Source organism: Streptomyces phaeoluteigriseus, assembly GCF_001896135.2.
Classification (GTDB): Bacteria; Actinomycetota; Actinomycetes; order Streptomycetales; family Streptomycetaceae; genus Streptomyces; species Streptomyces phaeoluteigriseus.
In genome coordinates this window covers 716,582-727,049 of sequence record NZ_MPOH02000015.1, presented here as the reverse complement: position 1 = coordinate 727,049, position 10,468 = coordinate 716,582, and the positions used below count along the sequence as shown (strand labels likewise).

The following is a 10,468-nucleotide window of genomic DNA, read 5'->3' as shown; positions in this document are numbered from 1 at the left end:
GGTGGGCGGGCGGTTCCAAGGGGCCCACCATCGTGGGGGGCGTCGTACACATCGTCGTCCCCGGTCCGCGTGTCCTGCGGTTTTCCCTGATCCTCCGGCATCCGCAGATACGGGTTGGTCGCCGGGTTGGGCGGCCGGTACGGCGCACCCGGCACGTACGGCCCCGAGAGGCCGTCCGCCCCCCGGAGCTGCCCGGCCCCCTCCGCCGTCCGCCCCGGGCCGTGGCCGTCCGGGCGCTGCCCGACCGGTCCAGGCACCGGGGCCACCTGCTCACCTCCCGCGGCGGTGTCACGCAGTGCCAACGCCGCCGCCCAGGTTCCCGCCGCCCCGGTCGCGCGGGCGAGCAGCGCACCGGCCGCGCCCGCCCCCGCTCCCCACGCGGCCCCGAGCAGCGAGGCCATGCCGAGATGCCCGTGCAACTCCACGCCCGCGCCGAAGGCGTCGAACCCGAGCACCGACAGGGACGCGTCGACGGACACGTCCGCCAGCCACGCGAGCAACGGCAGTGCCAGCGCGGTCACGACCGCCAGCCGCACCGCGCACCGCCCGACGAAACCGGCCGGAGCCCGCACTCCCGTGCCACCCCGGAACGGGATCCGCGGTCACCCGCACCCCGTGCCACCCCGGAACGGGGATCCGCGGCACCCGCACCCCGTGCCACCCCGGAACCGGGATCCGCGCGCCCGCACCCACCGGACCCACCGGGCTCCGCACCGCCGCGAGCACCCCCGCCAGCAGCATCATCGCCCCCGCCGCGACCGCCAACAGCCATACCCGGCCGTCCAGTTCGGCCAGCCGGCCCAGCGTCACCGACTGATCGGTGTCGGTGCCCAACAAGTCGTCGAGCGGATCCGGCAGCACACGCGTCAGGACGCCCGTCGCATGGCCGTCCCACGGCACGAACAGACCGATGTCCACGCCCAGCCACACCCCGTTGGGCGCCCCGAGCAGCGCGGCGCCCGCGATCCGCTTCGGGTGGTCGTCACCGACCGCCGCGTACGCCGCCGCCGCGAACCCGGCGGCCACCGCGACCAGCAGCACGGTCACGACGGCGGACACGGCGGGCCGTACCACCCGGTGCACGACGTCCCAACCCGGCGGAAGCGGCGTACGGCGCGAGGCCAGCAGGGCGATCAGCAGCACCGCCGCCGACCAGACGAGCCCGCCGAGCAGCGTGGCGGCCGTGTCCACGGTGAACCCGACCGCCGCCTGCGCGTCGACCAGCTCCCCGAGCCGGTCGGGCAGCAGACCGCCGAGGTCCCCGAGATCGCCCAGCCCGGGGACCCCGACGCCGCCCCCGCCATCCCCGCCGGGCAGGTCGTCCAGCCCCAGCGACCCGCCGTCGACCGTGATGACATCGTGCCCGGCCCAGGCCAGACCGCCCAGCGTGGCCACGAACAGCGCGACCACCGTGCCCGCGCGCGCCAGGAGTTCGGTCGGCGTGACCACGACTCCGGCCGCGCGCAGGGACCGTAGGAAGAACCACGACAGCAGCAGCGCTCCGACCAGGCTCACGCCCAGTGGCGCGATGTCGATGGCAGTGTGCGCCTCCGCGCCCGTCAGACCGAACGTGGACACATCGCCCGACGGCGTCACGGACCCGCCCGCCCCGAGGGCCACGACCGCCGCCGTCATCGGCCCCAGCGAACCCGCGGTGTCCGCCCCCAGCAGATGCAGGCCGAGCGCCGCCGTCCCCGCCATCCCGATCAACGCCCAGCTCACCGCGGCGATCGCGGACAGCAGCACGTCCAGCCACGGCACGCCCTCGTCGTACGCCGCGCTCCCGCCGTTCCCGATGCTTGTGCCGGCACTCATGCAGACCCCCCGATCCGCGGCGCGGAGCGGTGAAGATCACCGCTTCCGTCCCCCTCGCGTGCGTTTACCACTCTCCGGCCCGGTTTCAACCCCGTCAACGGCAGCGGCCGATGAGACCGCGTGACCCGCGCAGGGCCTCTTCGCAAGGCCCGACTTTCGGTCAGGGGGCCGGGCCTGAAATAGTTCCCGACGATGTTCGACATCCCTAGACTCCCTGTGATGGGGGTAACTCGGGGGACTACTCAGTGGGGCATGGAGTGCCGGAACTCGTACTGGAATTGAACGGACGCACCTGGACGCTCGATCCGTCCAGGTCATACACCCTCGGACGCGATCCGCGGGGGGACGTCGTCCTCGACGACGCCAGGGTCTCCTGGCGTCACGCCACGGTCAGCTTCAACGGCCGCGGCTGGACACTGGAGGACCACGGCAGCACCAACGGAACGTTCGTACAGGGCCAGCGCGTCCACCAGGTGGACATCGGACCCGGCTCGGCGGTGCACCTGGGCAACGCCACCGACGGTCCGCGCCTGAACCTCTCCGGCGCGCAGGCGGCGGTCGCGCAGCAGCAGCCACAGCAGCCGTACGCCGCTCAGGCCGCCAACCCGGGTTGGGCGCCGCAGACTCCGCCCCAGCAGCAGGCGCCGCAGCCCGGATGGGAGCCGCCGCAGAAGGTCGACGCGTCCATTCCGCAGCAGCAGGGCCCCGGCGTCGGCGCGGGGGCGCCGCCGGTCTACGGCGACCGCAGCCCGACCACGTTCCACCAGTTCTCCCTCGGCCGCGTCATGCGCATCGGCCGCGCCCTGGAGAACGACCTGGTCGTGTCCGACCTCCAGGTCTCGCGCAACCACGCGGAGTTCCACTCGACGCCCGACGGGCGCATGGAGATCCGTGACCTCGGCTCGCACAACGGCACGTACGTCAACGGCCAGCCGATCGCCAAGGGCGGCTCGCAACTGCTCGGCCCCGCCGACATCGTGGGCGTCGGTCACTCGACGTTCCGGATCGTGGGCGACCGGCTCGAGGAGTTCGTCGACACCGGTGCGGTCTCCTTCTCCGCACGCCACCTGACGGTGACGGTCGACGGCGGCAAGCAGATCCTCAAGGACGTCTCCTTCGGCGTCCCGGAGAAGTCGCTGATCGCGGTCATCGGCCCGTCCGGCTCCGGCAAGTCCACCCTGCTCAAGGCGCTCACCGGCTACCGGCCCGCCAACGAGGGCGACGTCCTCTACGACAACCGCAACCTCTACAAGCAGTTCGCCGAGCTGCGCCAGCGCATCGGTCTGGTCCCGCAGGACGACATCCTGCACAAGGAACTGACCGTCAAGAAGGCCCTCAAGTACGCGGCCAAGCTCCGCTTCCCGGCCGACACCACGGCGGCCGAGCGCGACGCCCGCATCGACGAGGTGCTGCGCGAGCTGAAGCTGGACATCCACAAGGAGAAGAAGGTCACCTCCCTCTCCGGCGGCCAGCGCAAGCGTGTGTCGGTCGCCCTGGAGCTGCTGACCAAGCCGTCGCTGATCTTCCTCGACGAGCCGACCTCGGGTCTCGACCCGGGTATGGACCGCGACGTCATGCAGCTGCTGCGCGGTCTCGCCGACGACGGCCGTACGGTCCTGGTGGTCACCCACTCGGTGGCCGAACTCGCGATCTGCGACAAGCTGCTCGTGATGGCGCCCGGCGGCAGTGTCGCCTACTTCGGCCCGCCCGAGGAGGCGCTGAACTTCTTCGGCTACGACACCTGGGCCGACGTCTTCTCCGCCTTCGAGAACTACCGCGACTACGACTGGGCGGGCCGCTGGAAGGGCTCGCAGCACTACCAGATGTACGCCGCGGACATCGACGCCATCGCGCCGCAGCCCGTGTCGGTGACGCCCATGCAGGCGATGAAGCCGCCGAAGCCGCAGGGCTGGATGTCCCAGTTCGTCACGCTGGTGCGCCGCTACACGTCGGTGATCGTCTCCGACAAGGGCTTCCTCGGCCTGATGGTGATCCTGCCGGCCGTCCTGGGCGCGGTGAGCCTCCTCATCGACTCCGGCAACAGCCTGCTGCCCAACCCGGTCAACCCCAAGAGCGGGCGGATCATCCCCAACGGCACGGCCACCACGGTCCTGCTGATCCTCGCGGTCGGCGCCTGCTTCGCGGGCGCGGCGAACTCCGTCCGCGAGCTGATCAAGGAACGCGTGATCTACGAGCGGGAGCGCGCGACCGGCCTGTCGCGCTCGGCGTACCTGATGTCGAAGGTGTTCGTGCTCGGTGTGATCACCGTGCTCCAGGGCCTGCTGGTCGGCGTCATCGGCTTCTCCAGCCGGGAGATCCCGGCGCAGGGCCTGGTCCTCGGCACCGCCACGATGATCGAGCTGTCCATCCCGATCATGGCGCTGGGCTTCACCTCGATGATGTTCGGCCTGATCATCTCCTCGCTGGTGAAGACGGCCGAGAAGACCATGCCGCTGTTGGTCATGTTCGCGATCACCCAGGTCGTCTTCACCGGCTGTCTGTTCTCGCTGAACGGCGCGGTCGGCGTCAACCAGTTCTCGTATCTGATGCCGTCGCGCTGGGCGGTCGCCGCGGCGGGCGCCACGCTGGACTTCAACAAGATCAGTCCGCCCGCGGACGGCGGCGAAGCCGACCCGCTGTGGGAGCACACCGTCGGCGCCTGGGGCATGGACATGGCCGCCCTGCTCGTCCTCGGCGTGATCTGCGGCTTCTTCGTGGCCCGCTTCCTGCGCCGCCACGAGCCCGAGGTCATGCGCAAGTAGTCGCGAGCGGTCCTGCGAGGCCGAAGGGCGGCACCCCGGTCGGGGGTGCCGCCCTTCGGCGCGCGGGGGGTCCCGGTGGGACTCGGTGGGACTCGGTACGGCGGTTCGCTCAGTACGCGCTGTTGACGTTGTCGATCGTGCCGTACCGGTCGGCCGCGTAGTTGGCGGCGGCGGTGATGTTGGCGACCGGGTCGTAGATGTTCCAGGACGTGCCGGGGACGTGGTATGCCTTGAAGGTCGGCGGGATCACCTGGAGCAGGCCCTTCGACGGGATGCCGTTGATGGCGTTGATGTCCCAGTCGTTGATGGCCTTCGGGTTGCCCGAGGACTCGCGGATGATGTTCTTGTGCAGCCCGTGGTAGGAGCCCGGGATGCCCTTCTTCTTCATGATGGCGAGAGACTCGCGGATCCAGCCGTCGAGGTTGTTCGGGTAGCTCTTGACGACGACCTGCTTGACCACGGGACGGTTCACCGACCGGCTCGCGGCGGCGGCTTCGGCCTTGCGCGCGGCGGCGGCCTTCTTCGCGGCGGCAGCGGCGGCGGCCGCCTTCTTCTTCGCCGCGGCAGCGGCGGCGGCCTTCTTCTTCGCGGCCACCGCGTCGGCGGCGGCCTTCTTCTTGGCCTCGATGGCCTCGACCTTCAGGCTGGCGCCGGCCAGCTGGTCGGTCACGGTGGCCTTGACGTCACGCACCTGCTCGGAGCTGTAGGCCACGCGGGACGAGGAGAGGGAGTCCGTGGTGGTCGTCTGACCGTCGGCCGGAACCACGGTGAAGGCGATGGCGGCGGCACCGAGCGTGGCGACACCAGCGATCGCGATCTTGTGAGTGTTCTTGGGCATGGCGGAAGGGACCTCTTCGATAGCGCGGAGATCGCTCTCTTCGTCCGGCGGCGGGTGCTTTCGGCACGAACGCCGCGGGGAGAAACCCGCGGCGCTGAGCGACGAGAGCCATTGTTAGCGGCCGCAAAATGCCCAGGCAAAGGTGTGACGTACTAACCCCGGTAGTGGATCGGGAAGGGCAAAACGGGACAGACCAGGTCGTCTGTCCCGTTCAAGGGGGTACCTTTTGACTCCTATCGCCCTTCGTACGTGATGCGCGCCCTATGTGCGGGCTCACAGGGGTGCAGAGGTTTTCTCACCAACAGTTGCTGACGCAATGCACTGTGTGAGTGGGCTGTGAGTGGGCTCCTCCGGCAGGAGGAGATGCACGTCCCCGAACTCGTGCCACAGGTAGAGACCCCGCAGCGCCTCCGCGTACCCACGGTCGATCGCGGCCCGCCCGGCCACCGCCTCCAGCATCAGCAGATGCGAGGCCTCCGGCTCGTGCAGCCCGGTCAGCAGCCCGTCCACCACCCGCACCCCACGCTCGGGAGTCACGACAAGGTCCGTCCACCCCGCACGCGCGCGTACGACCCCGTCGGCCCCCGCCGACTCCACGGCCCGTACGGCGGTCGTCCCCACGGCGATGACCCGGCCGGCCCCCGCCCGCGCCGCGTTGATCAGCCGGGCCGACGCCTCCGGCACCGCGAACCGCTCCGGATACGGCGGCTCGTGCGCCTCCGCCGACGCCACCCCGGTGTGCAGCGTGACCGGCGCGAACTGCACTCCCCGGCTCACCAGCTCCGCCACCAGCCGTGCCGTGAAGGGCCGTGCCGCGCTCGGCATCTCCGCGCTCCCCGAGCCGTCGGCCGACGGCAGCGCGAACACCGTCTGGTACGCCGACAACGGCTGGTCCCGTTCCGTGTAGGAGTAGCGGATGGCCCGCCCGTGCTCCCGCAGCAGCCCCGGCACCGCCCCCGCGGTCACCCGCGCCCACCACAACCGCCCGCCGGGCCCGCCCAGCCCCTCCTCCAGCACCAGCCGCATCCCCGCGGGCAGCCGCACCTCCGTCCCGGCCGGCTCTGCGGCGCGCGGGCGCGTGGTGCCCCGCCCGTCCGGTTCCCGCAGCTCGACCGCCCACCGCCCGTCGTCCCCCAGCGTGGAGAAGTGCACCACCACGCGCGCGTGCCCGATCCGCCCGTCCACGGCGGCGGCCAGCGTCGGCGAGGTGTTCACCACCAGCAGATCACCGGCCCGCAGCAGGCTCGGCAGCTCGCGGAACCCGTGATGCGTCGGCTCGCTCCCACGCGACACCAGCAGCCGTACGGAGTCCCGGTCGCGCCCCTGCCCGCGCTGCTCGGCCGGAACCCGCGCCGACAGCTCCGCCGGCACCCTCAGGGCCAGCGTCATCGCCGTCCCTCCAGCAGGGTCGGTGCCGCGTACCGCCCGCTCGGCGGCCGCTCGTCCAGCAACCGCAGAAACGCCGGCACCACGCTGCCCGGCTCGGGCCGCGCCCCGTCGTCCTCCGGGACGGCCGCCGCGTACAGGTCCGTCGCCATGTCGCCGGGGTCCACCGCCCACACCCGCAGCTCCGGCTCCTCCTCGCCGAGCACCGCCGCGAGCTGGTCGAGGGCGGCCTTCGACGCCCCGTAGCCGCCCCACGTCGCATAGGCCTCGGCCGCAGCGTCCGAGCTGAGCGTGATCACCGCGCTGTCCTGCGCCGCGCGGAGCAGCGGCAACGCCTCCTGGACCAGGCCCAGCGCCGCCACGACGTTCACCTCCAGGGCCCGCCGCAGCCCGTCCAGGGGCAGCTCCGCCAGCCGTACCAGCGGCTCGGCGCCCAGCGCGCTCGCGTTGTTCACCAGCAGCCGGCACCCGCCGAGCTGCCAGGCGGCCGCCACCAGCGCGCGCCGGTGAGCGGGGTCGGTCACGTCTCCCGCGAGTGCCTCCACCCTCGTCCCGTGCTCCGCGACCGCGGCCGCCGTCTCCTTCAGCACCTGCGCCGTCCTCGCGTCCAGCACCAGATCCCAGCCCCGAGCGGCCAGGGCCTCGGCGAGTTCCCGCCCCAGCCCCTTCGAGGCCCCCGTGATGATCGCAACCGGCATGACAACCGTCCCCTCGTCGACCCGCCACTCGGCGGTGCCCTCACCGTAGGAACGCGACCGCGCCGGCCGCCTCGGACGCGGGACGGGGCCCACTGGGGCCCTTCGACGTACGCCCCCGGCACCGGGGACCTCGGCCCTAGGCCTTGCGGCGTACCCCGCTGCGTCACAGGTCCGATGCCCGCTGTCACACCCCGCCGGTACCGTGAGGGCATGAGTCAAGGCCCCCGGTCCGGCCTCGCCGCGGTCAGTTCCGCGCTGCTGGCCATGAGCAGACACCTCGAGGTGCGCGACGTCCTGAAGACGATCGTCGCCTCGGCCCGCGAGCTGCTCGACGCGGAGTACGCCGCGCTCGGCGTCCCGGACGACCACGGAGGCTTCGCCCAGTTCGTCGTCGACGGGATCGGCGAGGAACAGTGGAAGGCCATCGGCCCGCTGCCCCGCCAGCACGGCATCCTGGCCGCGATGCTGCACGATGCCAAGCCAGAGCGCCTCGCCGACGTGCGCAAGGACCCCCGCTTCGAGGGCTGGCCGTCCGCCCACCCGGAGATGTCCGACTTCCTGGGCCTGCCCATCCGTGACGGCGACGAGGTCATCGGCGCCCTGTTCCTCGCCAACAAACGGTGCTCCGCGGAGGGAGGCGCCCCGCGCCCGAAGCCGCAGGGCGGCTGCGGCTTCACCGAGGACGACGAGGAACTGCTCTCGATCCTCGCCCAGCACGCCGCGATCGCCCTCACCAACGCCCGTCTCTACGAGCGCAGCCGCGAACTCACCATCGCCGAGGAGCGCTCCCGGCTGGCCCACGAACTGCACGACGCGGTCAGCCAGAAGCTGTTCTCCCTGCGCCTGACCGCCCAGGCCGCCGCCACCCTCGTCGACCGTGACCCCTCCCGTGCCAAGGGCGAACTCCAGCAGGTCGCCGCCCTCGCCGCCGAGGCCGCCGACGAGCTGCGCGCCGCCGTCGTCGAGCTGCGCCCCGCCGCCCTCGACGAGGACGGCCTGGTGGCCACCCTCCGCACCCAGATCCAGGTCCTGGACCGCGCCCACTCCGCACGCGTGACCTTCACCGGCCACGGCGTCCGCGCCCTGCCCGCCGCCCAGGAGGAGGCCTTCCTGCGCGTCGCCCAGGAGGCCCTGCACAACGCGCTGCGCCACTCCGGCGCGGAACACGTCGACGTGACCCTGCACAAACGCGGCCCGGACACCGTCCTGCGCGTCACGGACGACGGCAGCGGATTCGACCCCACGACGGTCCGCAGGGCCGGCCGTCACCTCGGCCTGGTGTCCATGCGCGACCGGGCCGGCGGGATCGGCGGCAGCCTGACCGTGGAATCCGTGCCCGGCAAGGGCACCACGATCGAATTGGAGGCTCCCGGTGGCTGACACGATCAAAGTGCTGCTCGTCGACGACCACCAGGTCGTCCGCCGGGGCCTGCGCACCTTCCTGGAGGTGCAGGACGACATCGAGGTCGTCGGCGAGGCGGCCGACGGCGCCGAAGGAGTCGCCCGCGCCGAGGAACTGAAGCCCGACGTCGTCCTGATGGACGTCAAGATGCCCGGCATGGACGGCGTGGAGGCCCTGCGCAAACTCCGGGAACTGGCCAACCCCGCGCGCGTGCTGATCGTCACCAGCTTCACCGAGCAGCGCACGGTGGTCCCGGCCCTGCGCGCGGGCGCCGCCGGGTACGTCTACAAGGACGTGGACCCCGACGCGCTGGCCGGCGCCATCCGCTCGGTGCACGCCGGCCACATCCTGCTCCAGCCGGAGGTCGCCGGCGCTCTCCTCTCCCAGGAGGAGGCCAACTCCGGCCAGGGGAGAGGAGGTTCGCTCACCGAGCGGGAGCGCGAGGTCCTCGCCCTGATAGCGGACGGCCGCTCCAACCGGGAGATAGCCCGAGCCCTCGTGCTGTCCGAGAAGACCGTCAAGACGCACGTCTCGAACATCCTGATGAAGCTCGACCTCGCGGACCGCACCCAGGCCGCCCTGTGGGCCGTACGCCATGGCGCGGCCGGCTGAGCCCCGCCCGTCCGGACGCGTCCCCTCCGGTCTGAGATTCATACCGTCGTGGGAATGTCCCCCGAATGGCGCATCCTTCACCGGTCGCCGGCGTTCTCCAGTGCGTGCCGCGGTGATCGCCGCGGCAATCGCCAGGAGGGGTCAGAAGTGAAGAACCTGAAGAGGGCAGCGGCCGTGACGATGGTGGCCGGTGGGCTGATGGCCGCGGGCGCCGGCATGGCCTCCGCCACCAGCGGTGCGTCGGCCGACGGTGTGGCCGAGCGCTCGCCGGGCGTCGGCTCGGGCAACGTCGTCTAGGCCCCGGTGCACATCCCGGTCAACGCCGTCGGCAACAGCGTCAACGTCATCGGCGTGCTGAACCCGGCCTTCGGCAACCTGGGCCTCAACCACTGAGTGCCCAGCCCCTCCGCCTCCCCCGGCCCCACTCCGGGGGAGGCCGGCCTGCTCGTACCACCGGCACCCCTCCCGCGTCGATCGGCTCACGATCCGCGGCCGGGTGGCCCACTAACGTCCGGCGTTGATCGGCTCACGCCCCCCCGCGCCGGGTAGCCCACGAACGTCTGCAGGAAGGCCGCACCGGCCCTCACCGTCGCCGGCAAACGCGGCCGGCGCCTCTCACCGGGTCCCGCTGTCGCCGACGGGGGCACCGAGGCACGGCGAGCGCTCACCGGGTGTCGGCTCGGGCAAGATCGTCCAGGCCCCGGTGCACCTCCCGGTCAACGCCGTCGGCAACAGTGCACATCCCGGTCAATGGCAACAGGGCACATCCCGGTCAACGCCGTCGGCAACAGCGTCAGCGTGCTCGGCCTCCCGAACCCGCCCTGCGGCACGCCCCGCCTTCGGACCGTGGGCATGCGTGCCGCCCGGGGCGCCACGGGTGGGCACGGGCGGCACTCCGGCAGCGCCGGGTAGCGCGACCCACCCCACCCCGGCACCAGCCCACCCCTCAGGCCAC

Annotated in this window: 7 protein-coding genes and 2 pseudogenes; 5 read left to right on the top strand and 4 right to left on the bottom strand. The window is 72.1% G+C overall.

Annotation, left to right across the window (positions count from 1 at the left end; genetic code table 11):
* Window positions 1–91: 91 nt before the first annotated feature.
* A pseudogene (locus BM536_RS43045) lies at window positions 92–1,815 on the bottom strand (streptophobe family protein); the annotation flags it as partial.
* Window positions 1,816–2,072: 257 nt separating this feature from the next.
* On the opposite strand from BM536_RS43045, the gene BM536_RS21190 reads away from it, so the two are divergent.
* Complete coding sequence (locus BM536_RS21190; RefSeq protein ID WP_245873683.1) at window positions 2,073–4,577, top strand: FHA domain-containing protein; 2,505 nt, start codon at window positions 2,073–2,075, stop codon at window positions 4,575–4,577.
* A 109-nt stretch (window positions 4,578–4,686) separates the two neighbouring features.
* Here BM536_RS21190 and BM536_RS21185 read toward each other — a convergent pair whose 3' ends face one another.
* The 3 genes from BM536_RS21185 to BM536_RS21175 all read right to left on the bottom strand — a co-directional run bounded on the left by BM536_RS21185 (window position 4,687) and on the right by BM536_RS21175 (window position 7,499).
* The gene (locus tag BM536_RS21185; protein ID WP_073498834.1) at window positions 4,687–5,415 is read right to left on the bottom strand and encodes a transglycosylase SLT domain-containing protein; all 729 of its coding nucleotides are present in this window, start codon (window positions 5,413–5,415) and stop codon (window positions 4,687–4,689) included.
* Window positions 5,416–5,688: 273 nt separating this feature from the next.
* Entirely contained in the window at window positions 5,689–6,804 is a 1,116-nt protein-coding gene (locus BM536_RS21180) for an S-adenosylmethionine:tRNA ribosyltransferase-isomerase (RefSeq protein ID WP_094103332.1), read from the bottom strand.
* Window positions 6,801–7,499, bottom strand: coding sequence for an SDR family NAD(P)-dependent oxidoreductase (locus BM536_RS21175; protein ID WP_094103507.1), 699 nt, complete (start codon window positions 7,497–7,499; stop codon window positions 6,801–6,803). Before BM536_RS21175 ends, BM536_RS21180 begins: the two co-directional genes overlap by 4 nt.
* A 210-nt stretch (window positions 7,500–7,709) precedes the next feature.
* Between BM536_RS21175 and BM536_RS21170 the strand changes: the two genes are divergently transcribed.
* The 4 genes and pseudogenes from BM536_RS21170 to BM536_RS44410 form a co-directional block, all read left to right on the top strand.
* Window positions 7,710–8,879, top strand: a complete 1,170-nt coding sequence (locus BM536_RS21170; RefSeq protein WP_073498838.1) for a GAF domain-containing sensor histidine kinase — start codon at window positions 7,710–7,712, stop codon at window positions 8,877–8,879.
* Complete coding sequence (locus BM536_RS21165) at window positions 8,872–9,513, top strand: response regulator (protein WP_073498840.1); 642 nt, start codon at window positions 8,872–8,874, stop codon at window positions 9,511–9,513. Before BM536_RS21170 ends, BM536_RS21165 begins: the two co-directional genes overlap by 8 nt.
* 147 nt (window positions 9,514–9,660) lie before the next feature.
* A pseudogene (locus BM536_RS21160) lies at window positions 9,661–9,906 on the top strand (chaplin).
* A 124-nt stretch (window positions 9,907–10,030) separates the two neighbouring features.
* Window positions 10,031–10,468, top strand: a 438-nt coding sequence (locus BM536_RS44410) for a chaplin (protein ID WP_342748836.1), incomplete at its 3' end; no start/stop codon positions are given.

Excerpts from the sequence above, each read along its gene's own strand:
- BM536_RS21170 (WP_073498838.1), top strand. The coding sequence starts at position 7,710 with ATGAGTCAAGGCCCCCGGTCCGGCCTCGCCGCGGTCAGTTCCGCGCTG.
- BM536_RS21185 (WP_073498834.1), bottom strand. The coding sequence starts at position 5,415 with ATGCCCAAGAACACTCACAAGATCGCGATCGCTGGTGTCGCCACGCTC.
- BM536_RS21180 (WP_094103332.1), bottom strand. The coding sequence starts at position 6,804 with ATGACGCTGGCCCTGAGGGTGCCGGCGGAGCTGTCGGCGCGGGTTCCG.
- BM536_RS21175 (WP_094103507.1), bottom strand. The coding sequence starts at position 7,499 with ATGCCGGTTGCGATCATCACGGGGGCCTCGAAGGGGCTGGGGCGGGAA.